21 protein-coding genes are annotated in these 25,279 nt (G+C 57.5%); 6 read left to right on the forward strand and 15 right to left on the reverse strand.

The window, feature by feature from the left end; genetic code table 11:
* Window positions 1-45: 45 nt before the first annotated feature.
* The 3 genes from GA645_RS16840 to GA645_RS16850 form a co-directional block, all read right to left on the reverse strand.
* Window positions 46-345 carry a hypothetical protein gene (locus GA645_RS16840; protein WP_152224142.1) on the reverse strand — a complete coding sequence of 100 codons (300 nt, stop codon included), beginning with the start codon at window positions 343-345 and terminating at the stop codon, window positions 46-48.
* A 410-nt stretch (window positions 346-755) separates the two neighbouring features.
* On the reverse strand, window positions 756-1,601 hold the full coding sequence (locus tag GA645_RS16845) for a nitrilase family protein (RefSeq protein ID WP_152224143.1): 846 nt from the start codon (window positions 1,599-1,601) through the stop codon (window positions 756-758).
* Window positions 1,602-1,624: 23 nt separating this feature from the next.
* Window positions 1,625-3,130, reverse strand: coding sequence for a cytosine permease (locus tag GA645_RS16850; RefSeq protein WP_152224144.1), 1,506 nt, complete (start codon window positions 3,128-3,130; stop codon window positions 1,625-1,627).
* Window positions 3,131-3,408: 278 nt separating this feature from the next.
* Here GA645_RS16850 and GA645_RS16855 point away from each other — a divergent pair, with 278 nt between their 5' ends.
* Complete coding sequence (locus tag GA645_RS16855; RefSeq protein ID WP_152224145.1) at window positions 3,409-4,365, forward strand: LysR family transcriptional regulator; 957 nt, start codon at window positions 3,409-3,411, stop codon at window positions 4,363-4,365.
* 183 nt (window positions 4,366-4,548) lie between these two features.
* Here the strand turns inward: GA645_RS16855 and GA645_RS16860 are convergent, their stop codons facing one another.
* On the reverse strand, window positions 4,549-6,459 hold the full coding sequence (locus GA645_RS16860) for an NAD(P)/FAD-dependent oxidoreductase (protein ID WP_152224146.1): 1,911 nt from the start codon (window positions 6,457-6,459) through the stop codon (window positions 4,549-4,551).
* A gap of 869 nt (window positions 6,460-7,328) precedes the next feature.
* On the opposite strand from GA645_RS16860, the gene GA645_RS16865 reads away from it, so the two are divergent.
* Window positions 7,329-7,937, forward strand: coding sequence for a response regulator transcription factor (locus GA645_RS16865; protein WP_306092906.1), 609 nt, complete (start codon window positions 7,329-7,331; stop codon window positions 7,935-7,937).
* A 406-nt stretch (window positions 7,938-8,343) separates the two neighbouring features.
* Here GA645_RS16865 and GA645_RS29320 read toward each other — a convergent pair whose 3' ends face one another.
* The 4 genes from GA645_RS29320 to GA645_RS16885 form a co-directional block, all read right to left on the reverse strand.
* Window positions 8,344-8,586 (reverse strand): DnaB-like helicase N-terminal domain-containing protein, encoded by a 243-nt coding sequence (locus GA645_RS29320; RefSeq protein ID WP_178119566.1) that lies wholly within the window; start codon window positions 8,584-8,586, stop codon window positions 8,344-8,346.
* Window positions 8,587-8,890: 304 nt separating this feature from the next.
* Window positions 8,891-12,532 carry a hypothetical protein gene (locus GA645_RS16875; protein ID WP_152224148.1) on the reverse strand — a complete coding sequence of 1,214 codons (3,642 nt, stop codon included), beginning with the start codon at window positions 12,530-12,532 and terminating at the stop codon, window positions 8,891-8,893.
* Window positions 12,533-12,721: 189 nt separating this feature from the next.
* Window positions 12,722-13,309, reverse strand: a complete 588-nt coding sequence (locus GA645_RS16880) for an inovirus Gp2 family protein (protein WP_178119567.1) — start codon at window positions 13,307-13,309, stop codon at window positions 12,722-12,724.
* Window positions 13,310-14,143: 834 nt separating this feature from the next.
* Window positions 14,144-14,347, reverse strand: coding sequence for an AlpA family transcriptional regulator (locus GA645_RS16885; RefSeq protein ID WP_152224150.1), 204 nt, complete (start codon window positions 14,345-14,347; stop codon window positions 14,144-14,146).
* A gap of 517 nt (window positions 14,348-14,864) precedes the next feature.
* Here GA645_RS16885 and GA645_RS16890 point away from each other — a divergent pair.
* A complete protein-coding gene (locus GA645_RS16890) occupies window positions 14,865-15,575 on the forward strand; it encodes a hypothetical protein (RefSeq protein ID WP_152224151.1) in 711 nt (236 codons plus the stop codon).
* A 41-nt stretch (window positions 15,576-15,616) separates the two neighbouring features.
* Here the strand turns inward: GA645_RS16890 and GA645_RS16895 are convergent, their stop codons facing one another.
* Window positions 15,617-16,819, reverse strand: coding sequence for a site-specific integrase (locus GA645_RS16895; RefSeq protein ID WP_152224152.1), 1,203 nt, complete (start codon window positions 16,817-16,819; stop codon window positions 15,617-15,619).
* 219 nt (window positions 16,820-17,038) lie between these two features.
* Complete coding sequence (locus tag GA645_RS16900) at window positions 17,039-17,512, reverse strand: DUF3859 domain-containing protein (RefSeq protein WP_152224153.1); 474 nt, start codon at window positions 17,510-17,512, stop codon at window positions 17,039-17,041.
* A 138-nt stretch (window positions 17,513-17,650) separates the two neighbouring features.
* On the opposite strand from GA645_RS16900, the gene GA645_RS16905 reads away from it, so the two are divergent.
* Entirely contained in the window at window positions 17,651-18,517 is an 867-nt protein-coding gene (locus GA645_RS16905; protein WP_152228161.1) for a pirin family protein, read from the forward strand.
* A gap of 31 nt (window positions 18,518-18,548) precedes the next feature.
* Window positions 18,549-19,808: a sugar MFS transporter gene (locus GA645_RS16910; protein WP_152224154.1), complete on the forward strand. Its 1,260-nt coding sequence runs from the start codon at window positions 18,549-18,551 to the stop codon at window positions 19,806-19,808.
* A 75-nt stretch (window positions 19,809-19,883) separates the two neighbouring features.
* On the opposite strand, the gene GA645_RS16915 is transcribed toward GA645_RS16910, so the two are convergent.
* The 5 genes from GA645_RS16915 to GA645_RS16935 all read right to left on the reverse strand — a co-directional run bounded on the left by GA645_RS16915 (window position 19,884) and on the right by GA645_RS16935 (window position 24,866).
* Window positions 19,884-20,615, reverse strand: a complete 732-nt coding sequence (locus GA645_RS16915) for a dienelactone hydrolase family protein (RefSeq protein WP_152224155.1) — start codon at window positions 20,613-20,615, stop codon at window positions 19,884-19,886.
* A gap of 88 nt (window positions 20,616-20,703) precedes the next feature.
* Window positions 20,704-22,602 carry a molecular chaperone HtpG gene (htpG, locus tag GA645_RS16920; RefSeq protein WP_152224156.1) on the reverse strand — a complete coding sequence of 633 codons (1,899 nt, stop codon included), beginning with the start codon at window positions 22,600-22,602 and terminating at the stop codon, window positions 20,704-20,706.
* Between the two features lie 96 nt (window positions 22,603-22,698).
* Window positions 22,699-23,946, reverse strand: a complete 1,248-nt coding sequence (locus GA645_RS16925; protein WP_152224157.1) for an MFS transporter — start codon at window positions 23,944-23,946, stop codon at window positions 22,699-22,701.
* Complete coding sequence (locus GA645_RS16930) at window positions 23,947-24,393, reverse strand: PaaI family thioesterase (protein ID WP_152224158.1); 447 nt, start codon at window positions 24,391-24,393, stop codon at window positions 23,947-23,949.
* Window positions 24,390-24,866 carry a PaaI family thioesterase gene (locus GA645_RS16935; RefSeq protein WP_152224159.1) on the reverse strand — a complete coding sequence of 159 codons (477 nt, stop codon included), beginning with the start codon at window positions 24,864-24,866 and terminating at the stop codon, window positions 24,390-24,392. Before GA645_RS16935 ends, GA645_RS16930 begins: the two co-directional genes overlap by 4 nt.
* A 160-nt stretch (window positions 24,867-25,026) precedes the next feature.
* On the opposite strand from GA645_RS16935, the gene GA645_RS16940 reads away from it, so the two are divergent.
* Entirely contained in the window at window positions 25,027-25,251 is a 225-nt protein-coding gene (locus GA645_RS16940) for a hypothetical protein (protein WP_152224160.1), read from the forward strand.
* Window positions 25,252-25,279 lie beyond the last annotated feature (28 nt).

Genomic DNA, 25,279 nt, shown 5'->3' on the forward strand with positions numbered 1-25,279 from the left:
GTAACTGCTCATTCATTTCGTTGCTCTAGCCGTATAAGCACTGGACTAGAGCTGGATTGCTTCCAACTGGAAACGCAGCCCGGTACGACTCGTGTAAACACCCGACACAACGTTGATGTCGCCCAGTTCGGTCTGCCCGGCGAAGACACGCATGCTGGAGCCAGCGCCCTGCTCCACCATCCCTATTGGCGGTCCCTCGAAACGCTCGAGGGGATTGCTGAGCCGCAGTTGCACGGCGCGGAATAGCTCTACACCACGCAGATAGTAAGCTGCCATCGGGTACAGCACACCGTCTTCGCCAATGCGGCGCAGCGAATAGTCATGATCGGGCTGGTAGTGGGGCATCGAGGCAGTTTCGCGCGGTCGGGCAGAAAGGTACTGATGTTACAAGATGGAGCAGTGAGAGGCATCCTGAGACCTGCCCACCTCGCCGCTGACGCATCGCCCGATGCCAACGAGGCGAGCAGGTCGATCTATAGACTCTTTGCCTATCGCAAGTTCCCCAGCACCTGGCTGCGTACCTCGCTGAGTTTCTTCAGCGCATCGACGAATACCAGCCTCGATATCATTCTTGTTGAATGCGAAGCAATGCCCAACACAGGCCGTGGAGGTCAACTACTCCCTGCTGTACCCGCAGGCATGCTGCCCAGCGCCGTAGACTTTGCTCCTGGCTTTGCACAGGTAACTCATGCGGTGGACGTACGCTGTGAGTCTCTTTGCTGGCAAATGCGGATGTGCGCTAGCGCGAATGAGCCTCAGACCAACAATCCGGCGTTTCCATAAAGCGCCGGACGGCGGTCCTGATGGAGGTCGTTGTGGCGGCTGATTCGTTTATTGCACGCTTCTGCCAGGTTAAGCGTCGCAACGAGGATCTGCTCGCCCACGGCCTCCGCCGGCCCCGCTTGCGGGAAACCATCCGCATCGACAATCACCGAACCCTGTACCCAATCCACCCCACGCTCGTGGCCGTGCCGGTCGCATGCGGCAATGAACAAGCGGTTTACCGAAGCGTTAGCTTGCACTCGAATGACCTCCGCCGGGCGCTCCTCGCTCGGGCGAGGTCCCCAAGGCCAATTCACTGGAGCGCACAGCAACTCGGCGCCGGTCAACGCGGGCAGGCGTACCCATTCGGGAAACTCCAGGTCGTAGCAAATCATCACCGCGATCCGCCCGAAGGCCGTCTCTACTACCGGCGGCGCTTCACTGCCTGCAGTGAAGATGGCGTTTTCGCCATCCCACAAATGAGCCTTGCGATAGATCGTTCGCACGCCACAGTCATCAACCAGTGCCGCACTGTTGGCGACCCGACCATCACTCAAGCGCTCGCAGAAGCCGCCAACGATGACGATGCCCAACTCTCGGGCCAGCATCTGCCAAAGCTGCAGTGTCGGACCGTCTGGCGTCTCGGCAAGCTCAAGCGCCTCAGCCAGATCGCGGAAGACGTAGCCGCTCTGCGCCAGCTCAGGCAACACGATAACCTGTGCACCACGCAGTGCGGCAGAGCGGATCACCCGCTCACCGAGACGTCGATTGTGGGTCAAATCTCCCACCTTTGGCGCCACCTGGCAGCAGGCTACGGTGACAAATTTGGGAGCATTCATAACTGTTCTCTCTGTTGGCAGCATCACGACGAAGACTCATCAGCCACGTGTGTCATGGCGAGAATGTCACGCTCACTAATGGCATCGACTACACGGCGCTCCGCTTCTAGATCCAGAGAGCGGCTGAGCATGAAGTAGGTCAGGCCGGATACCAGCAGGCCAACCAACCAGGCGATGTCCACGCCATTGAGCATCCGCGCGATGGGGCCGACGAAGACCTCTTTACCGGCTGCCGCATCGTAGATGTAGAAGAACGGAATCATGCAGACGAAACCCACCCCATAGGCAAGGATGCCGCGTATCTGCCAGGCGCCGTAAATGCCACTGGGCGTGAAGAAGTGCGGGATGGCATAGCGGCCTTTGCGGACGCCGAAGTAGTCCACCAAGTTCACTGCGGTCCAGGGCACCAGGAAGTACAGCATCAGCACCAGGAAGGTGTTAAGGATGGAAATGCCGTTGCCGCGAATCGACAGGACGCACGCCAAGATCACCAGCGTGATGACCAGGATCGACAACACTCGGGCGCGCGGCGTGGGTGTGATTCGACGAACGGAATCGACTCCAGTAAGCAGGGTCAGCATGGCGCTGTAGGTATTCAGGGCGATCACCGGCAGGAATCCAGCCACCGATACCAATACCAACACATGGCCGAGACCTGGCAGCAGCGAAGAGCCCACCCGATCCAGCGCCACCAGCGCATCAGACGCTTGCAGCAACTGAGCTAGCCAGGCACCAAGACCGATCATCCAGGCTCCCGACAGCGATGCGCCGAGGAACACCGCTGCAATCAGCTTGGGACGGCTGGTGTGCTTGGGCAGATAACGCGAGTAATCCGACACGTAGGGTGCGTAGGAGATGTTGTAGCTGGCGGCAATGGCGAACTGGGTGGCGAAGGCGACCCAGCTGAAGCCCAGATTGCTCGGTTGTGCGGTAGACACATCGCTCTGGCCGGCGCCGAAAATCAGCGCGACCGTCACCAACGAGTAGAGCGGCAGTGTCAGCATCAGCGCCCATTTGAACGCCTTGTGCATCAGGTCGTGGCCATAGATCGACAGCAAGGCCCCCGCAGCGATGACTGTGCAGGCGACCGGCACCGGCTCAAGACCGAAGACACTGTGCAAACCGTCGATGATGAGCGAGACGTTGACCACGTTGAAGCCGACGAATACGAAGAGTGTGGCCAGCAGCGCCAGCACAACCCCGCGATAACCGAATTGGGCGCGCGACTGGATCATCTGCGGCAGCCCCATCTCCGGCCCCTGGGAACCATGGAAGGCCATGAACAGGGTGCCGAACATGATCCCGAGTGCACCAGCCAGGGTCGTCCACAAGGCGGACAGACCGAGGCTCGGCCCGACAAAACCAATGGAAATGGTGAAGAAGTGGAAGTTGCCGAGGAACCAGAATGGCCCCTGGCTGGAGAGCCGAGCATGACGTTCGGACTCGGGAATGTAATCGATGGAATGGCCTTCGATGGCCAGTCCGCTGCCGGTTTCGGCAGTGCGGGCTGTATGGCTGGACCCGGACATGGAGACGCTCCTGCTCTACGCGATATTGTTGTTGTGGAGGATTCGACACGGCCACTGCACATGGAGTCGATCTATGCTGCACAAGGTGCAGGTCATCACGAATGGAGCAGCCCGCGCTTCATGCGTACCCATCCAGAATCACCTACCAATTACATCCCTACACTTGCGCAAATCCGTGTCGTCGACGGCAGAATCTAGGCTCAGTCAAGGCGCTGTAAAATATTGCGGCCCCACTGTTAACATTGATCTCTACCTATGTAAGACGTCCGAGGTAAGCGATGCTGGGTAACGTATCGGAACTGGATATCCGTCTGATCAGGGTCTTTCTCGCCGTGGTCGAAGCGGGTGGTATTTCCGCCGCACAAGGGGTACTCAATACCACTCAGCCGACCATCAGCGCCCAATTGGCATCACTGGAAACGAGGCTAGGCTTCCGGCTTTGTCAGCGCGGTCGCGCTGGCTTCGCCCTGACGCCCAAGGGCAGTCAGTTCCTTGAGGCCGCGCGGCGATTATTGGCTGCTGCAGAGGGCTTTCGGCTCGAAGTGCTACAGATCAACCGCACGCTAAGTGGCACGCTCAATATTGGCTTGCTCGGGCAGATCGACCCGCAGGCGAACAAGCAGATCGCCCTGGCTGTCGCGCGTCTACGGTCCCGCCATCAAGGTCTGTTTTTCCAGTTCACCGAGCTATCCTCGACCTTTCTCGAGGAGAAGCTCATCAATGGGCACCTCGACCTTGCCATTGGCTACTTCTGGAGACGCCTCGACACCCTGGATTACCTGCCGCTGTTTCGTGAAACGCAAATTGCCTACTGTGGCGCTACTCATCCCCTGTACCCAGCAGCTGGCGGGTTGGAGCACAAGGATGTAGCCGAGAATGAATGGGTTTGGCCCAGCCATCCTCTGCCGGAAATGCCAGCTCCCACAGCACTGGAGCGCCTGACCGCCTTGACCGACAGCATGGATGGTGCAGCTCTGCTGATTCTGTCTGGTCAGCACCTAGGTTTCTTACCCGAGCACTACGCCACCAAACACGTTGAACAACAGCAGTTACGTGCCTTGAACCCCGAGCTCTTGCGCTACGAAGTAGACTTTCAGGTCGCCATTCGCCACTCGGCACGCCCAAGTGAATTAATGACCACACTTCTTGAAGAGTTGATAAATGTGTTCGAGGTTGAAACCAAGATGCTCACAAAAAAAACCACTCCCGGAAGCTTAGCCCCATCAGACGCATGACCTAATGGAAATCGCTCTAGAACTGAATGGTGGGCAGTACTTCGAAAAACGCAAAATACGGCCTTATATTTCTTAGCGCACACAGCTCCGATTAGACATCTTAAAAAGTTCTGGCAAAAACACAATCCACAACTAAAAACCCCCTCCACGAAGAGCGAGGGGGCTTAATAGAAAATATCTCAGTCACCCTCTGGGAACGTGACCTTTTCCGTGATGACCATAATGCCCAGGTCCGTTAGGGTTAATATCTAGACGATCGACAGGCTTCCAGAGATCCCACTCGGTAATCGGCCCAGGTGTCAGATTGTCGCCTCCACCAAACACCACTGCGAGTTTGTTAACCGCGTTGATGGCAGAGGTCACAGCGCCTTCTGTCCAGCCGGCAGTCCAAGAAACATCATCCCCTACCAATACGAATGCATCTGGAGTCCCAGTGTCCATGCCATTCATGAATTGGCTGAAAATTCGCTGCTGGTACACATACTGGCCTGGCAGGTTCATTTTGAATCCGCCAAGATAGTAACGGTAGTTCTCCCAATTCAACTCCACACCACCATTAACCACATCCAGTTCGGTGTCAAAGTCAACGTCAGGATAAATATCCTTAAGCACCGTCAGGCATTGAGTTAAATGTGTTGGGGCAAGATCCTCGGGCCTTCCATCGAGGAATTTTAATGAGTCATCGTTCCATGTGTAGGATAGAAAAATCCCTGACCCCGTATAGCTCCCACTCAACGACCCAGAATAGTCCAACAAATAAGTCCCACGCGTCAGACGGTCAGACAGGGTTACACTCATCCTTCGTTTCGGCGGAGTCTCGTTATCGCGCTGAGTCCAGAAAGCAGAATTAGTAGCAGCAAACACCTTGGTAGACTGCATATAGTGGGTATACATGATGCTTTCCCACATTTCCGGGCCAAATAATGTTTCAGTCATAGCCCTATAGTCTTGCTCCGATCCATTGTGACGCATTTTGTCCAGCAGGCGAATCGGGGCTGCATAGATAACAGCGGGGAAATTATGCGACTCGATAGTCCCACCATTGTTATTATTCTCCACCTTAAGAGTGAAGCTGCCATCCGGCTCGCGCATAATCTGATTAACCTGTTGATTAAACGGATTACGGCCGCCCTCGCGAGACAAAAGATCCAGCGAGGCCCCACTACTCCAATGCGTATACGAGTCACCAAAAGCAGCTAGGGGGCTGAACCAAAGCCTATTCGGTAAACTATTTGCACCGTCATACATTAACTCGTGATCCACATCTAGCGACATGTACATGACGCGAAGGACTTCCAGGAAGCAATTTGGATAGTCGGTATTCCACCCGCCCGTGCCGAAACCGATCTGACCAAACATTTCGATTTCAGAGAAGCTCCACGAAGGGTCATTACTTAAGCACTCGAAGAAGCTCCGATAATCCCATGACTTCTCCCCGGATGGCGGATTTATCAGTGCATTCCAGGCATTCTTTATCGCCTGCTGCTTTTGTGGCGTGATGGGGTCGGTCATCAAGTCGACCATTTCATCCAGGTTGTATGGGGCAGCATTGAGGAATTCAACGATAAACTTATCCTCTAGGGCGGTATATTCTGGAGGCGTGGGAAAGTTGACCTGATCGGCTGGCTCGTAATAATTAATTTCCCCCAAATAGTCCACCACAGTGCTGACCGCCGCATCAGTACCTGGATTGGGGAAGGGAGCCTTGTTCTGATCCATTCCAACTTTCTGATAGTAAAAGCTCAATGCCTTCCCTGCTAAGGGAAATCGCATGGCGCCCAACTCAGCAACGGCTCCATTACCTCGAGGATACGAATACAGCCTCCCCCCAACTCTATCAGAAGCCTCAAAAAATATTGGCTTCAATCCCATACGCATCAATTCATAGCCGGCCACGATGCCGGAGACTCCGCATCCGACTATGGCCACTTCCTTGCCATAGTGCGCCGCGTCAATATTGAATGGAGTTGCGTTGTTGTCTCGAGCCGTAGTTAACAAGACATCATAGTTGTATGGGAAATCTGGACAAAGTGCTGTAACGGAAATCTGTTTTCTCAGTGGAGTGTAATTCTTTCTTGACGGAATAGATGACATATTCATTACCTCCCAAGCCAGCCAGCGTGTCCCATCCGAAGAGCACAATAGCTTGACTCATAGTTGATTTATTGAATTTTGCAGTCCCGCCATAGTCCTCGGGCCAATATTGGCCCGAGGACTTTCGAGTAGAAATCTTAGCCCACTCCTACCTAGCGCAAATGCACTGAAGCCGCCGCTCACACTCCGCCATGAATAACTAGCGCATACGGCACTAGCGCAGCCATAAATCTTGACATTAACCAAATGGCTTTGTGGTTTTATAACTAAGACTTTGATTTCAATAGCATCTCCCTAAAGACACTCCCCGAATGTGACCACTGAATCTGAGAATGGACGATGCCTCAGGCCAAAAAAATATCCTATATTTTAGTGATCTCCAATTTTCAAGGAAAATACTTACGGCATAAATGGAAAATAAATCAGAAGAAAGAGAAAACACCTACAACGAAATCTGAAAATACTTACAGAATAAAAAGATAAAAAACCTACACTGCTTCGTGTGGCCTAGATTTCGCCGTGGCAGCGTTATTTCACCGAACTAATTGAATGCATCGGCGATGCAACATTCTGAAGCTTTCATGTCAGAATCAGGAGGGAAAAATTTGGCGCATCCCGAGTTGCCTTTCGTTTAATGCACCGGAACTGAACTTTGGTGCGAATTTCTACCTACGCTATCGTACGCCCGAAAAGTTCAGGAATCTTAATTATGCTTAGCTGCGGAGGGAGGATTGCCTTCCGCGCATGAGATGAGAGAGGAAAATCGATGAATTATTACCGAATCCGCTCTCTAGGTAGTCGGCTTCTAGGATGCGTTCAGCATCGCACTCTGTGGGTGGGGCGGGGAAAATATGTTTAGAGTCTTGGTCGTGGATGACCACCCCTTTATGCGGGTCGGTGTTAAATTGACTCTGAGTCATGAGGGATTTGAAGTTGTGGGTGAGGCGGAAAATGGCTTGGCCGCTGTTGAGCTGGCTCGTGAGTTGTTGCCAGACCTAATTATCTTGGACCTTTCTATTCCAGGCCTGGACGGCCTGGGGGTGCTTGAACAATTGAATGCACCAACATCCGGGCTTAAGGTGCTGGTGCTGACCGAGCAGCCGGCCAACTATTATTCCAGTCGCTGTATGAGTGCAGGTGCTTTGGGTTTTGTGTCCAAGCGTGGTGACCTTGCGGAGTTGACTAATGCCGCTTTGGCTTTGATGAATGGATATACCTATTTTCCACAGAGCACCTTCAACTCAGACGGCGGTGCCGATATGGAGATTAGTGAGGCCCGACGTATTGCATCACTTTCCGATCGCGAACGGCTGGTATTTCAGCAATTACTACTGGGTCTTTCTAGCAAGGAAATCAGCGAAAGGACTAATCTGAGTAGCAATACGATCGGCACCTATAAATCTCGAGTGTTTGCGAAGTTAAAAGTCAGATCGTTAGTGGACCTGGCAAGCATGGCGCGCCGAAATGGCCTGCTCTGACTTGGATCGAGGTAGTGCAGACTACGGGCTCTAATCCGTGGCCTGTTACGCCAAGGTATCGAATGCCAGTTGAATGGCGGAATGCGAAATATCCCAAGTACGCCGAGTCATCTTCCGAAGTTCAGCCTAGCGTCGATACAACCTACTGACATTTGAGGTGCAGTAGGCGAATCTGCCGGACTTGTTACCCAGCAAACTGCAAGCTTCAATACCGACTCAAGTCGGCTCATTCTGATAGCGGGGCGACAGCCTTCTCGCCGTATACGTAGCAGACCCGCTGTCCCAAAAGCTCGCCACGAATCTTCCGGTTACTACGGGCGATATCCTCTACGGTGGTGATCCAGGATCGACCGTGGGGCCAGCCGTTAGCTTTAGCTGCAAGTAAACCGCACACGGTGCGGCGTTGCTACGGTGAGCACGACAGCGATCGAGGCAGCCCATACCCACGAAGTAGGCAAGCCAGTACGGGCACTTGCACACGACAGGCAGGCGTGCTGGCCGCCATTTCAGCAGCCAAGCGCAAACCGCCGATATCCTGATAGCGCTCGTTGCCTGCCAGATATTCAGCCAAGCTAACCACGTCGATAGGCGAGCCTGTGCTCATCAGCTCTTCCATAGCAAGGTAGAGTCGGCAATTGACGTACCCCACGAAGTCACTAGGGTTCAGCTCCTTGGCGGCTGTCGATCATCAGACATCCGAGCAGGTGCCGTTCTGCCAGCTCTGCAGCTGCTTCAAACACAGGGGCCAGGCCGTCTTACTTTCCCATCACCACCTTCCAGGCTGTATTAACTGAACTCATCGACAATATTCGAGCGGTAACCCTCAATCTCGACCATCGCGACGGTCCTTTGAAGGGCAATTTGCAATCGGATCTGGACGTAGCGGAGCAGCTAATTTCCGCTGCGCCCACTTCCTTGACAGCCGAGCCGGCCGCGCTGAGCTCAATCAAGACTTACGTCGCGGCCTTGGGAGGCTTAGCACGGGAAGGCTTTACGACCCCGTTCAAAGAGGCTTTACCTTTTCCCTTTGCTGGCGCCTTTCGTACTTTTGTAGCTGCGGCGACCTTAGCCGCGGATCGTTGACGTTGTTGGCCGAAATTCAAGACGAGAAACACGACCTTCACCTCGCCAAAATCTCCCTGATAGCTCGCCACAAATCCAGGCGGTCGCGAGTCTACGTGCGCTATCGTTGTACGCCCCTGATAGACGAAGCCTTCGGGGCAGGCAGTCTCGCTCGCCGTTTCCAGGAACTGCAGGAGTGCTTGCTTATCTGCAAGGTAAGCGTACGAGAGATGAAAGAAGATCTGGGTGGTGCTGTACCCAAGTAGCTTCTGGAAATGGCTTTCCAGATTTGCCTTCACCGAGTCCTGAGTTACGGCATTCTCACAGATCAGCGCCTCGATCACCGCGAGGGTTGTGTGCCCCCACTTGACGAGGAGATCCCTCTCGCCAGGGTTGCCCTTGCCAGTAAATCCACCCTTGGACTGGTCCTCTACTGTCCAGCCCAAGAAATGAATGCGCGCAGCCAGGATTCGCTGAATAAGGGCATTCAAATCATCCTCGCACGAGTCAATGCGGACGTCCTTCATCATCGGAACAAGCGAGGTCACCGCGTCGGATGCTCCTCGCACGTACTCGATGAGCAGTAACTCAAAGGCGTTGCTTTCTTGCTTGAGCACCTGCGCTTGCCGCTGGGGATCCAACGAAAGAAAGCGCGCAATCGCAGAGGGAAGATTCAGATTGTCATGAAGAGAAACGTCCGGAACCGATAGGTAGAGACTGCCGCTCGCAATGTGCGACCGCGCAGCAGCGAGTACAGGCGTCTTACCACAGGCATAGTCCGCGGCGTCCAATTCTGCCGTTGCTTTGGATTTTTGCCCCATTCTCGCGTAAGCAACAGCACGGTAGGCAGCAGCCGTGTCTTGCCATCGAGTAAATGTCACGGCCGTCAGGCTAGCCAGCGCTTGTGCAGGTTCGGATAGCCCGAGTAGCAAGAGCGCACGATTACATTCAAATGCCTCGCTCGACTCTCCAGGCTCAGCTCTCAACCTGGATGACATGCTTTGTGCCTGCATGAGTAATTGCTGGCCTTCCCGAATTTGCGCACCTTGGAGCTGCGCAAAGCCATCGCTCCCTAGAACTCCTCGCAAAGCGGCAATCAGCCAGTTGGCAGCCAATGCCCAAGACGGGCGTCGCGCAAACAGCTGAGAAAAAGTAGCCATCGCTGTCTGAGCATTACCGTTGTGCCCGTGAAGCGCAGCTAACGCTTGGCTGAACTGCAACGACTCCTGGGCATACTGTCTATCCATCTGCGAGAAGTGGGTGGGCACCTGGGCACAAGAAATCGCAGCCCAGTTCTCGCGAAGAAGGTAAATCTGTAGCTGATTTTGAAACCGCTCCAGTTCGCGCCCCGGCACCTGCCCCATAGTGACGAGCCGCTCTTCTGCCCCCATATACAGCTCAGCAGCGTCTGCCGCCCCTGCAGCTATCAATTGCCTGATTCGTTCCTGCATCTCCGAAAGTGAATGGATGGTACCCGCATCAGTCGGCGCGATGGCTGCAATGCGTTGATCTACTTGCTGCCGCAGGTGGGAGGGGCACTTCAGAAGCAACTGCGCCAAAATAAGTGGTTCATCGGTTTCAAGAATCGCAGCCAGAAGGCGCTCCTGATGCGGATGATCAATTTTTCCTAGAGCTGCGGCCAAGTCAAAAGCCAATGGTCGGTCATTGGGCGTTACGCCAACAGTGGACTCTTGGCGCGGAGCGAAAGCAGCAACTCGGCCCTTTTCTTTGTGCTCAAGCGCCCCTGTTTTGACCATTGCAACTAGAGCCTGGAACAGGTCCTCCGGTACATCTGTCGTTCCACCAATGACTGCTCGACAAAGAATCCGAATGTGGGCGCGAACCGAGCGAATGACGGTATACGCAGCAACGTGTTCGTTTGCTACTTCCTCTGTCTTGGTAGCCAACCTTTCCTTTACATCCATGGGGAAGAGGAACTGTCGCCTCAGAGATTCGGATCGCTGAGAAATGCGAGCGAGCGCAGACGCGGTAGAAGAACCAATTCGGTGCGCCGACAGTGAATACTCACCAGCAGCAATAGCGTCGGCATATGCACCGATGATTGCCTCGGCATCAATCTGCTCCTCAATTCCGCCGAGATCACACAACTCCAGGACTGCGGCAAAAGCAGGCTCTCCAGGCCCGCGCTGAATTGCCTCCCTATCAAGCGAGCCTGCGATCGCCATCAACGTTTCGCCTGTGCACTTGGCTAGCTCTCGCTTAAGCGACACGTACGGCGCATCTGCTGGGGCGACGTCATCGACAAAGCCTCGTGCAGCTCGGCTATGGAACCATTGCAGGAGTGCAGCCACACTTGCGACATCCGCTTTTTGGGCACGCAGATGCTCACCAAGGATTGATACTGCATCATCAAATGCATCGGCCTGGTCGAGTAGAAAAGCTCGAGAGAGCAGGTCGCGCTCCCATCCCCCTGGAGGTGCCGTCCATTGCGCGATTAGGAGGCATGCGAGGCCAGAACCATGAGGATCAAGGACCATGTCGGCAAGCAAGCGAGGGTCAGACTGAACATCAAAGAGCAGGGAGTTGAACAAGGTTGCCCGATCAGCGGCAAGAGCAAAAATTTGCGCTGCCACTGGGTGTGGGGCTGGCGAGAGATCGGCGTCTCCTGCCTCTGAGAGGACGACCCTCATCAGTCGAACCAAGTCTTCGAACAGCTCGTGAGACTCAAAGGCAAACCCCTCAACAGTTACCGACCGAATCCAAAGTGCTCGCGCTATCGGTGATCGGGGCACGAGCGGGAGATCCGCGGCGCCGAAGATCCGAGCGTGGCCGGGAGCGAGCTCCGCCTGCTTGAGGTATCTGTCACGGGTCTCGCTCCAGCTGAGTAGAGCGGGCTCCTCTGATAGCACCAGCAGCACTTCCTGCCGGAATGGCTTGGCGTCTGCCTCACTCCAAACTGCTTTCGGAGTCAGGGAGGGATATCCGAGGATTTTCCACAAATCGACCCACCGACGAAGCGCGTCAGCCGGTGTGGCTTCTTTTTGCAGGAGTATTTCCCAAAGCCTCGCAGCGACCCATTCCGGTGTGCGCGCAACGATCCTGGACGCGCGCCCATCTGGCGATTCAAAGGATTTAACGAGCTCCGCCAATTCCACATCTTCACGAACGGTGACATCAATCTCATACCGCTGACCATGCAGATCAGACAACAAGGTCTGTAGTGCATCGATCTCGCCTGGATGCGTTTGGCGTATTGCTGAGCGAAGGGCGCGTTCGGCGCCAACGCGCCCCCAAATGTAACGCAGCCAACCAGCTTCGATGACAGCCGGGAGGTCTTTCAGAGGGGTGGTGTCCGTCACTGCCTGGCTGTAGGTGCTTGCCGCCGTCGACCAATCCGACTGTGAGATAACCGTCAGTCCTGCGAGAAACCGCAGCGCTAACTCATCCCGTACTACAGTCGAATCAGCACGATGCGGCTGCTGCCGCATCACTGGCAGCTTGCTAAGGAAGCGGTCCCGCAAGATTTTCCTTGTCTCACTGGGGGCAACACCTAGGCTGGAAAAACGCGACATCAATCAAATCCTTTTTCGAATATCTGAAATTCAACAAAGGCCTCTAAATTCCATAGTGACCTCCGGCAAGCATCGAGAGGCTAAGACGAATCCTGCCAAGCCCACAAGAATGGGGCGAGAACCAATGCGATGGCAGCCTCGTGGGGTATCCTAATGAGTGTGGGCGCTCGGCACCTGTCATCCCAAGGCCTACGCTCTGCTGTACCCGCAGGCATGCTGCCCATCGCCGTAGATCTTGCTCCTGGCCTTGCAGAGGTAGCTCATGCGATAGAAGTACGCCGAGTAGCCCTCTGCCGTGATGCTGTAGCAGGCATTCTCCGGGATCTGCACCAGCCCCATGGCTTGCCAGCCCTCCACTCCCAGAGCACTCGCCCAGGCGCTCACCAGACGGCTGTAAAGGTTATCCCTACCTAGCTCGAACTTCCCCAGCGCATTAAACGCATCTCGGTTGAGCAGCAATAGGCAGTGGTAATGCGGCTTCATCTGCCCGCTCTCATCGCCGTATTCCTTCACCCACATCCAGCGCACTGTTGTCTTGTGGGCCTTGGCATTGCCTATAGCGGCCTTCTTACGAGCAGCCTGGATGCGGTCTTCCAAGTATTCAACGAAGCGACTGACGACTTCATTGGTCATCCAGTGCCACGGCGTGAACTCTACATCAGGAAATCGCAGGTCGAACCGTACAGCAAATACTTCACGATGATCCGCCAATGATCGCTCAGTAATACGCTGCAGCGCCTGCAGGTATTCTCGAATCAATGGGGCGTGCTGATGCATGACAGGCAGTCCATTGAAATGCTTATCGTAGTGAAAGTGCAGATTGGTGTTCTGGGGATGTCTTTTAGGTAGTCGAATGGACTGCATGATTTAGATGCTCGATGACGATACAGCGCCTGCGCTCTGTTGCGCATGCTGTACATGGAAGTGATTGTTTAGACGGTGAAGGCGAGCACTGACTCTGCTCGCATACTCTTGTGCGGCTCAGTACTTATTTACGATGAGCAGTCAAAGGACTGCGTAGTGTGCGGATTGATGCTCAGTTGCCTATTCACTACTAATGATGGTTACTCAGAAGCCAATGACCATCCAGCAATAATGGACTGTAGTCTGTGAGAGAGTGCTTCTGTGGCTGGCTAGATTGGGAAAGCTAATTACTCATCTCTAGATGAATGCATCACCAGGATGCATTCGTTATTTTCTTGGTGTCCATTCGTCATGCATGGCACATGCAGTCAGCAATACTCATCACATGAGCAATGAGCACTCTCTTGGAGAATATGTGTTACTGGGTAAGGTTAGATAGAAGGTTATCTGAAGGATATAGACAGGGGCTAATTATCTAGATAGAGATAGGTATCTGAATGAGAGGAATATATAGGTGGAGATGAGTGTATGGATGAGGTGAGTGTCTAGGTGATATGAGTGGAAAATATAATACTAATACCGAGACTCAAGCTGGCCTGTCCAGACTGAATTGTCGTGCACACTCCCAGCAATGACTGGGGAGATACTGGGGAAAAGTATCAAGTATCTATTCCGGATAAATATCATTTTCCATCTGGCATATCAGGCCGCCTTAGGGCGGCCTTTATGTCGTATGTCCAGGCTCCGCTAGTAGCGACTAGTAGCCACCCGCTCATCACGCTCCCTAATGCGCGACTCGATCCATTCGATGATCTCACTTTCCACCCAGGCTACTGCACGGCGACCGAGTGCTACGGGGCGAGGGAATAAGCCTAGTGCGATGTAGTTATACAGCGACGAGCGCTTGAGGCCGGTCATCTCAAGGACTTTCTTTTGGCGAAGCAGTTTCATGGCGACGATTCCTTTGGTTTGTCCAAAGGATTGGGAGGGGCAGTAGATATTTACCGCATAGGCAGCCTCTTGCCTCATATAGGCAGAGGCTGATGGAGCCCAGTGGTCGATGGGGCGGGAGCAGCGAGTCGGCTGCTGGAGGATGGCGCCAGCTTCAGATGCTTGACCGAAAACAGGGCTTAAAGCATGCTTTCGGCAGAGCAAAGCCAAGTGATTCTGGGGTTTTCGTAGTAAAATGGATTCATGATCGCTTCTAGAAGCCTTCAGATCCGACTCGTAATCTGCTCGTTTTTGCCGCTTAATCGACTCTAGATTCCATCATGAAGTTTCTGGCATTTTTTAGGATATCCTAATGGTTAGTAATCGGAATACTTCCCCCTCTTTTTGTATTGAAGACAGGTTGTCAAAACTAATTGGAGATAGGCCATGGAGTGCCCGTTGGGATAACTGGCTGTGGCTCTATCTTTCACAAATTAGAGTCGCTCGGTATGACGGGACGGTGGTTGATAGGAGAACCATGCGGGATGTAATGGCGGAAACTATCGAACAAGCCGGTATCAACTCTTACGAAATAGCTGAGGCAGAGAAAAAGCTCCTGCTTCCGGATAGTGACCTAGAGTGGATAGGCGACTGCAAAAGGCAGCACGAGTGGGTGGAGCGAAAAATAATTCAATACTCAAATAATGCGAGATTTAGGATTCCGCAAAGCTTTATTGGCAAGGAGCACGTCCTGGCGATGATTGATTGCTGGGATATATCTTCTAAATTCCTCTCTATAGAGGGACTTCGCCGAGAGTGGAACGAGCAATTACGACAAGACAAGCAGCTAGATTGGATCAAGGAAGGGGACGAGAGAAAGGCCTGCGGCTATATCTGGGATTGGCTTCGTAAGCACCAGCTAACTCGAACATTCATGCGTAACGAGCCAACAGATCACCAAAGCATGCTGATGTTTTTTGATGCGTGCTACATGAGCGATATTGAGAAAAAGCACTGCATAGCCTCTGCCAGAAAGTTATGGCGGCAGGATATTCGCAGGAATTCAGATACAGGCAAGGATCAGCTAAATGTCACTCTGAGCAAAAAGGCAATAGGGCGTCTAGATAAGTTCTGCAAAAAGCATGAACTGTCGCGTTCCAAGGTGCTCGAAGTGCTTCTCATGATGGAGGAGGAAAAGGGGCTCTACATTGCGGAGCGGCTTCGAATTCTACGCGAAATTGAATCTTGATGAATTGATATGCGGAGGCGCTAGGCGCCTCCGAGATATCATTATTTACCACTGGCTAGATAGTCCGCCCAGTCAGTCATCAAAGCGCGACGTTTCTCCAGAAAATTGGATCGAGAGTAGGCGCTCTCGGTTTGCCCTCGCTCATCGTGTGCGAGGGCTAGTTCGCATATTTCTCGTGGGTAGTTTGTGCACTCTCCAGCCCAGTCGCGGAAGGTAGAGCGGAAGCCGTGACAAGTAACGCCGCCGTATTGAAGCTCTTCTTGAAGTAGCTTTCGCATGGCGTCAGCGTGCATTACTCCGGAGCGGCCTTGACCTGGAAATAAGTAAGAACTTTCATCAACCTTCGGGATTGATCGCAGAAACTCAATAACCTGTTCTGGTAGCGGAATTACAAACGCAGCGCGGGCCTTCATTCGTTCAGCGGAAAGGGACCAGGTACGATCTTTAAAGTCGAACTCATCCCACCGAGCTTGCCGGACCATGTGCGAGCGCGATCCAGTCATGATTAACAACTGCATTGCTTGAGCGTCACGAGTATTCATTGCTTGGAGTTGCTGAATTAACTTCGGAACGTCTTGCCAAGATATTGCGGCAAAGCTGGTTTGCTTCCTGGCTTTTTTCTTGTCGGCTCGGCTCAACAGGTTATCCAGATGACCGCGCCAGCGAGCAGGGTTTTCACCCGTACGCCGGCCTCGTGCTTTCGCAGCGTCGAGGATCTGTTCTATTTGCGAGCGCACCTCATCAGCAGTGCGGTTCTTCGTGGCCCAAATAGGGCGAAGGACAGCGAGTACTTCATCGGTTCCGACTTTCGCTACCGGGACTTTTCCGATGCGGCTGAACACATGGATTTCTAGCTTACGAATCCAACCTCGCGCCCAACTGGCCGACCAGCCTGGGCTGTGAGCTTCGAAATACTCCCTGGCAACCTCCTCAAAAGTGGCGTTCTTTTCCTTGCTGCTCTTCTGGGCGGTTTGCAGGGCCTCGCGCTCAGCATCTCTGGCTGCGAGAGGATCAATGCCATCAAGAAGCTGGCGGCGATAGGTGGCGGTCTTGAGGCGCGCATCTTTGAGGCTGACCTGGGGAAAGCCACCGAGCCCCATTTCCCTGCGCCGACCTGTGAGCTGAAACCGCAGCACCCAGGATTTGCGGCCCGAGGCTTGCACCACCAGGCGTAGGCCATCGCCGTCCTCGTATGTGCCGGGCTTGTCGAGGTTATCGACCAGCTTTGCGTTCAGCTTTCCCATTGCTTGGCTCCTGTGGGGGATGTAGCGGAGTGATTTATACCCCCACTTATTCCCCCACTTTGAGCTGGATAGAGTCAAGCAAAATCAAACGAGTCTGGACGCTAATCCTCTGTGAATCTGATTTATAGCCACGTGGCAAAAGGGATTAGAGATTTCTGTAAAAATAGATGGATTAAAACAGGGCCGACCTATAGCCGGGCTTTTTTCACACAACGTGATTCACTCGACGGTGAAGGTCTTTTCCGCCAGCAGGCGATCGCCCTGGAACACCATGAAGCGCCACTGCCCCTGCACCACCTCATGATTCTCGGTGAACTGGTAGGCCATCACGTCGGTCGGCGCCCCGACTACCAGCTTCTGCACCACCTCGAGCTTGTCGTGGCGCTGGCCGTCCGGAGTGACCACGCCCGGGGTGAAATACAGCAGGGTCAGCGGCGCGTCACCCTGCTGCTTGCCGCTGAGCTGGTAACGCAGGCCGAACTTGGTGCCCAGCTTGGCCGGTACGCGAGTCGTCGACTCGAGCTGCTCCTGGCTGCTGGTCAGCACGTGCTCGCCCGGCTGGTAATCCTTGTAGTTGCTGACGAAGACGCCGTACTCGACCGGGCCGGTGACACGCACTTCGGCGAAGGCCGAGGACGCGAAGGCGGAAGCCAGGGTGAGGGCCAGGGCCGCTGGCAGGCGGGAAATGGACATGTCGCGCTCCTTGTTGGGGACCGCGCGAGGCTATGACATCGGCGTGACAGGCTGATGACAGGCAGAGTGCCAACGCGAACCGGGTCGGCCCAGCGGCCAGGGTCTATCATGCCCAGATCAGACCTGTCGGAAACCACCATGAGCGACACCCTGCTAGCCATCCACCCGCGCGCCGAAGATGTCGAAGGCGTCCCCATCCTCCGCCCACTGCCGTCCGCGCAATGCCGCAGCGTCGGTCCCTTCGTGTTCTTCGACCACATGCTCGAAAGCACCTTCGCCCCCGAGCACGGCATGGACATCCGCCAGCACCCGCACATTGGCCTGTCCACCCTCACCTACCTGTTCGAAGGCCAGGTACAGCACAAGGACAGCCTCGGCTCCGACCAGCTCGTGGAGGCCGGCGACGTCAGCTGGATGACTGCCGGACGCGGGGTCGCCCACGTCGAGCGCACGCCGGAGACACTGCGCCACCATGGCTCGCGCCTGCACGGGCTGCAGGTCTGGCTGGCGTTGCCGCGCGAACAGGAAAGCTGCGAGCCCAGCTACAGCCACCACCCCGCCGCCAGCCTGCCGGAAAGCGACGCCCTGGGCGTGCGCATCCGCATGATCGCCGGCACAGGCTTCTGCCTCGAATCGCCCGTCCCGGTGCTCTCGCCGACGCTGTATGCCGAGCTGACCCTCAGCGCCGGCGCCACCCTCGCGATTCCCGACGAGCACCCGCAACGCGCGCTGTACCTGATCGAGGGCGAAGCGCTGCTCGACGATGAGCCGCTGCCGCTGCACACGCTGCTGGTGCTGCCCGCAGGCACCGCCTTCACCCTCGCAGCCTGCACCGATTGCCACGCGATGATCATCGGCGGAGCGCCACTGGATGGCCCACGGCGGATGAATTGGAACTTCGTCTCCAGCGACCCTGCGCTGATCGACAGTGCCCGTGCCCGCTGGTCCGCCCGCGACTGGCCGACGGTGCCGGGCGAGCTGGAGCGCATCGAACTGCCGCGCTGAGCGCGGCCCCTCCCCGCACAAGGAATTCGCGATGGACCAGCCGAACGCCAACCGCCACACCAGCGCCCTGACGGTACTGACCCTGCTGTTCTTCATGTGGGGCCTGATCACCTCGCTGAACGACATCCTCGTGCCGCACCTCAAGGCGGTGTTCACGCTGTCCTACGTGGAAGCCTCGCTGATTCAGTTCTGCTTCTTCACCGCCTACTTCGTCATGTCCTTCCCCTCCGGGCGGCTGGTGGAGAAAGTCGGCTACAAGAGCGGGATCATCGTCGGCCTGGCTACCGCCGGGGTCGGTTGCCTGCTGTTCTACCCGGCGGCCAGCGCGCAGTCCTATCCGTTCTTCCTCGGCGCACTGTTCATCCTCGCCTCCGGCATCACCCTGCTGCAGGTCGCGGCCAACCCCTACGTGAACGTACTCGGCCCGGCGGCCACAGCTGCCAGCCGTCTCAACCTGACCCAGGCCTTCAATTCGCTGGGCACCACGGTCGGCCCGCTGGTGGGCTCGGTGACCATCCTCGCCATCGGCGCCGGCGCCGCCTCGCAGATCGGCAGCTCCGCCGCCAGCGAAGCGGACTCGGTGAAGCTGCCCTACCTGGTACTTGCCGGCCTGCTGTTCGCCATCGCCGTGCTGATCGCCCTGTTCCGTCTGCCGAAGATCCAGCATGGCGAACCCAGCGACGGCGCCGCCGCCGGCCGGCATTCGCTGTTCGCCCACCGCCATCTGGTCTACGGCGTGATCGGCATCTTCGCCTACGTGGGTGCCGAGGTCTCGATCGGCAGCTACCTGGTCAGCCTGATGGGGCAGCCGGAAATCGCCGGCATGCCCGCCGAGCATGCCGGCAGGTACCTGTCGTTCTACTGGGGTGGCGCGATGATCGGCCGCTTCATCGGCAGCATGCTGATGCGCGCCATTCCGGCCAATCGCATGCTGGCCTTCAATGCCCTGGTCAACACCCTGCTGATCGCCGTGGCCCTGGGCATTGGCGGGCACGTGGCGATGTGGGCGCTGATCCTCATCGGCCTGTTCAATTCGATCATGTTCCCGACCATCTTCTCCCTGGCCCTGGAGGGCCTGGGCAACCTTACCAGCAAGGGCTCGGGGCTGCTCTGCATGGCGATCGTCGGTGGCGCGGTGATGCCGCTGATCCAGGCCTTCTTCGCCGACCGCATCGGTCTGCTGCACTCCTTCGCCATTCCCCTGCTCTGCTACCTGTACATCGCCTGGTTCGGCGCCAAGGGTTACCGCGCCGATGAGTCCGTGGCGCAGCGCCCGGCCAGCGCGCCCTGAGACGCTCCTACGAGAAGCAAAACAAAAACGCCGCGCCTCCAATGGAGACGCGGCGTTTTCGCTCACCGAGGGACGTCAGCCGCCGAAGCGCTCGCCCAGCAGATCGAACATCGCGGCAAAGGCCCGGCGCGAGACCTTGGCGTCGTACTGCATGGTGCCCGGCACCTGGGCGTGCGGATCGGTGAAGGAATGCGCGGCGCCGCCGTAGCTGGTCAGCGCCCAGTCGACGCCGGCGTCGGTCATCTCTTTTGCGAAGGCACCGAGCTGCTCGCGCGGCACCAGCGGGTCGATGGCGCCGTCGAGGACCAGCACCGTGCCCTTGATGTTCCTGGCATCGGCCGGGTCAGGCGTATCCAGCGTGCCGTGGAAGGACACCGCCGCCGCCACTGCCGCGCCGTCGCGGGCCAATTCCAGGGCGCAGCAGCCGCCGAAGCAGAAGCCGAAGGTCGCCACCTTCGCGGTATCCAGCGGGGCCTTCGCGGCCTGCTCCAGCAGCGCCTTGAGCGAAGCCTGCATGCGCTTGCGCAGCAGCACGCGGTCGTTCTTCAGCGGCATCATCGCGGCGCCGGCCTGCTCCGCACCGTTGGGCCGTACGTCCTTGCCGTAGAGGTCGGCGACCAGCACCACGTAGCCGCGCTCGGCAACCTTGCGCGCGATGTCCAGCGCCCCCTGGCTGACACCCATCCAGTTCGGCGCCATCAGCAGGCCCGGACGCGAAACCTGACTCGCGGCATCGAACACCAGCTGACCTTCGAAAGGCTGGCCGTCGACGCTATAGGCGACGGGTTGCACGCTGATCTGACTCATTGGGGTATCCCCTTTCTTGAGATGAGTAACGATAAAGAGTGGCGGGTACAGAAAAGCACAAAGCCCGCCGAAGCGGGCTTTGTTTCGATCAGGCGGAGAGTTCCACCAGCAGCTTGTTGAGCCGGCGAACGTAGGCCGCCGGGTCTTTCAGGCTGTCCCCCGCGGCCAGTGCGGCCTGGTCGAAGAGGATGTGGGCCAGCTCGCCGAAGCGGTCTTCGTCGGGCTCGGCGTCCAGCTTCTCGATCAGCGGGTGCGCCGGGTTGAATTCGAAGATCGGCTTGGAATCCGGCACCTTCTGCCCGCTGGCTTCCAGGATCTGGCGCATCTGCAGGCCCAGGTCCTGTTCGCCGATGGCGAGGATCGCCGGCGAGTCGGTCAGGCGGTGGGACACGCGTACTTCGGCGACTTCTTCGCCCAGCGCGGTCTTCAGGCGCTCGGTCAGGCCCTCTTTGGCCTTGGCGACTTCGTCCTGGGCCTTCTTGTCCTCGTCGGAATCCAGGCTGCCCAGGTCCAGGTCGCCACGGGCGACGTCGACGAACTGCTTGCCGTCGAACTCCGGCAGGTAGCTCATCAGCCACTCGTCAATGCGGTCGGTGAGCAGCAGCACTTCGATGCCTTTCTTGCGGAAGACTTCCAGGTGCGGGCTGTTCTTCACCTGCGCGTAGCTCTCTCCGGTGAGGTAGTAGATCTTGTCCTGGCCTTCCTTCATCCGGCCGATGTAGTCGGCCAGGGAAACGCTCTGCTCGCCACTCTCGTCGCTGATGGAGGAGAAGCGCAGCAGGCCGGCGATCTTGTCCTTGTTGGCGAAGTCTTCGGCCGGACCTTCCTTCAGCACCTGGCCGAAGTTCTTCCAGAAGCCCTTGTAGGCTTCGGCGTCGTTGCTCGCCAGCTTCTCCAGCATGTCCAGGGAACGCTTGGTCAGCGCCGACTTCATCGAGTCGACGATCGGGCCGGACTGCAGGATCTCGCGGGAGACGTTCAGCGACAGATCGTTGGAGTCCACCACGCCCTTGATGAAGCGCAGGTACAACGGCAGGAACTGGTCGGCCTGATCCATGATGAACACGCGCTGCACGTACAGCTTCAGGCCGCGCGGGGCTTCGCGGTGGTACAGGTCGAACGGCGCGCGGGCCGGGACGTAAAGCAGCGAGGTGTACTCGAGCTTGCCCTCGACCTTGTTGTGGCTCCAGGACTGCGGGTTCTCGAAGTCATGGGCGATGTGCTTGTAGAACTCCTGGTATTCCTCATCCTTCACCTCGGTGCGCGGACGAGTCCACAGGGCGCTGGCACGGTTGACCACTTCCCACTCGGCTTCCGCCGGCTGCTCCTCACCATGATGCTCCTGGGGCAGCTCGATGGGCAGGGCGATGTGGTCGGAGTACTTCTTGACGATGTTGCGCAGGCGCCAACCGTCGGCGAACTCGTCTTCGCCGTCCTTCAGGTGCAGGACGATGCGGGTGCCACGGCCGGCTTTCTCGACGGTGGCAACCTCGAAGTCGCCCTCGCCTTTCGACGACCAGTGCACGCCTTCGCTGGCCGGTGCGCCAGCGCGGCGGGTGAACACGTCAACCTTGTCGGCAACGATGAAGGCACTGTAGAAGCCCACGCCGAACTGGCCGATCAGGTGCGAATCCTTCTTCTGGTCGCCCGAGAGGTTCTTCAGGAAGTCGGCAGTGCCGGACTTGGCGATGGTGCCCAGGTGCGCGATCACTTCCTCGCGGCTCATGCCAATGCCGTTGTCCTCGAGGGTAACGGTCTTGGCGTCCTTGTCGAAGCTGACGCGAATCTTCAGTTCGGCGCCGCCTTCGAGCAGCTCGGGCTTGGCCAGGGCCTCGAAGCGCAGCTTGTCAGCGGCGTCGGAGGCATTGGAAATCAGTTCGCGAAGGAAGATTTCCTTGTTCGAATACAGGGAATGGATCATCAGGTGAAGCAGCTGCTTCACTTCGGTCTGGAAGCCCAGTGTTTCTTTTTGAGTCTCCACGCTCATTGTTTCTCGCTCCGAGGATGACAAATGCCGCGTCTTGCGGCCGATGTCAGCGAGATGGGGGCTTCCTGAACTAATTCAAGGGTTTGCCCCGAAGACTCAACGTACGAGCAATTCGATGCGGACCACTTCGCTGGGACGCAGGACGTAGCTCGCCTCCCCCGCTCCGCTCAGGCTGTGGCGAATGACCAGGCGCCCGTCGGCATCCAGGCCGACGAAAACCCCTTCGGCCGTACGTCCCTGCTCGGTCTGGACACGCATGCTGCGGTTGGCGAAACGCTCGGGCGCAGCCTGCAGGCGCTGCAACGCAACCACGCCGGTCTCCGGCGCCGAATGTGGCTGACCGGCCGTCGGTTCGACAGCTTGTGTCGACGGTCGCGCCGGGGCCGGCGCCGGCGCATCGACCAGGCGCGGATACTTGTCGCCCTTGACCTGCCAACCCCGGGTCTCGGTCTTGGCCAGGGTGAGCGACAGGGTCTGCGCCTCGCCTCCAACGCTGAAGCTGATCGGCACATCCGGCGCCGGCTTCCGGGTGTCCAGCCGGGGCAACTGGGCCAGATCGATGTCACGCCGAGCAAAGCGCCGCTGCAGGTAGTCGCGCACGACATAGGCCAGGGTGTCCTGGGAGTCGACACGGGTGTCCACCTGCCCATCGCGATACCGCAGGTGATTGGTGTACAGCTCGACCTTCCCGCTCAGGGTCGTGCGCATCTGCGCGGGGAGCACCAGGTGGAAGGCGCCGACCATGCGGTTGGGTGCCTCCGGCGCCAGATCCAGGTGCAAGCTGTAGCCCCGTGCCAATCGAACAGCCTCGGGCAAATCCTGGCCGGGGACCAGCCAGCTGATTTCGACTTCCGGCAAGGTGCCGGAGTCGTTGGGCAGCACATCCAGCCGCAAGGGGCCTCCGACCGTCGCGGGCAGGCGAACCCTCACTTCACGGTGCGCATAGAAGTCCTGCCCTTCCCGCAGGCTCAGTACCCCGTCGATCAGGTCGGCCTGCTCAGGCGCGAACGGCTTGCCGTTCAGCTCACCGCGAAGCTGGATTGCCAGCTCCGGCTTGGCGGCCGGCTCTGGTCGCAGCCAGTCGAGGCGCAGAATAGCCTCCAGGCGCGCGCTGTCGTGGGCCGCCAGCAACGCCAGGCCAACCACCAGCGGGATGCACCCCAGACCGCCGAGTACCATGGCACGCCGCGCCTGCGTCCAGTGGCGCAACACGAACAGCAGCGCCAACGGTGGCACCAGGCTGGCGAGCCCCCAGAACAGGCTGCGGCTGAAAGCCTGCATGACCAGCCAGACGTAACCCGCGAGAATCAGCAACAGGCCGAGCAGGATCAGCAGGGTATCCATTCAGGCGCCATCGACCTTGAAGTGGGCCCGCGCGGTGGCAATGGGCTCGGCACGGGTGGTCTGCCAGGCGGTGATCGCCACGTTGGCCACCCGCCGCCCCTGTCGCCAGACCTGGCATTGCGCGTAGGTATCGCGGAAGTGGCCGGCGCGCAGGTAGTCGATGGAGAAGTCGATGATCTTGGGCATGTGCGGAATGCCCATGAACATCAGCAGGTGCAGCAGCGCGGCATTCTCCATGAAGCCGGCGATGACACCGCCGTGCAACGCCGGCAGGGTCGGATTGCCGATGTTGGCGGGATTGGCCGGCAGGTGGAAGGTCGCCTCGTCACCCAGGCGCAGGCAGCGGATGCCGATCAGCCTGGCGTAGGGGATCGACTCGATCAGCCCATCGTAGTCCTTGCTCTCGTGGGCTTCACGCACCAGTTGCTCGATGCTCGGCGCGCTCATGCGGAGGCCTCCCCGTCGACACTGCGTTTCACATCGCCGGCGGAAACCGCCTTGCCCATGCGCATGAAGGTACCCACTACGTGGGCGATGGGCTCGGAGGGATCATCCTGGTAGGCGATGCCGCGGGTGAAGATGATATTCGGGGTGACGCGGTAGCACTCGGCGAAGCCGAACACATCCTTGCCGGGCTCGGCCGGGTGCATGTAGTCGATGCGCAGGTCCAGGGTCGGGCAGATCTCGAATTGCGGCAGCACGCAGAGGGTGGAGATGCCACAGGTGGTGTCCATCAGCGTGGTGATCGCGCCGCCGTGAATGACGCCGGTCTCAGGATTGCCAACGATGGCCTCGCTGTACGGCAGGCGCAGCGTCAGGCCGGAAGCGTCGGCGGCATGGGCGCTGATACCCAGCAAACGGCAGTGGGGCAAGGCCGAAAGAAAGCGCTGGGCACGCTCAAGGATGGGGGTTTCACTCATGGAGTGGACGACCGAATGACTGCACGGGCCCGCATCATACCCCGCCCCCAGCCACACCTACAGTGATGGAATAGAGTGCTGTAGGAATATTCATTGAACTTATTCGAAGGGCGCTTGCTCCAAGGGCTATCACCAGGAAAGCCGCACATGGAGGCTCCACATGAAAAAAACCCTTCCCCTCGCTCTGATGCTGATCGCCGGTCTGGGCCTTGCCGCCTGCGGCAAGAAAGAAGAGCCGAAAGCTCCGGCCGCCCCCGCCGCCACTGAGCAGCCGGCTACTCCGGCGCCGACGACTCCGCCGGCACCCGAAGCTGCCCCGGCTGCACCGGCAGCCCCGGCCACCGCACCGCAGCAGCCCGCAGGCGAAGAGCAGAAGCAGCAGTAAGCCGCTTTTTCCGCTGCACAGCACAAGG

It is taken from the genome of Pseudomonas sp. SCB32, assembly GCF_009189165.1.
Lineage (GTDB): Bacteria > Pseudomonadota > Gammaproteobacteria > Pseudomonadales > Pseudomonadaceae > Pseudomonas.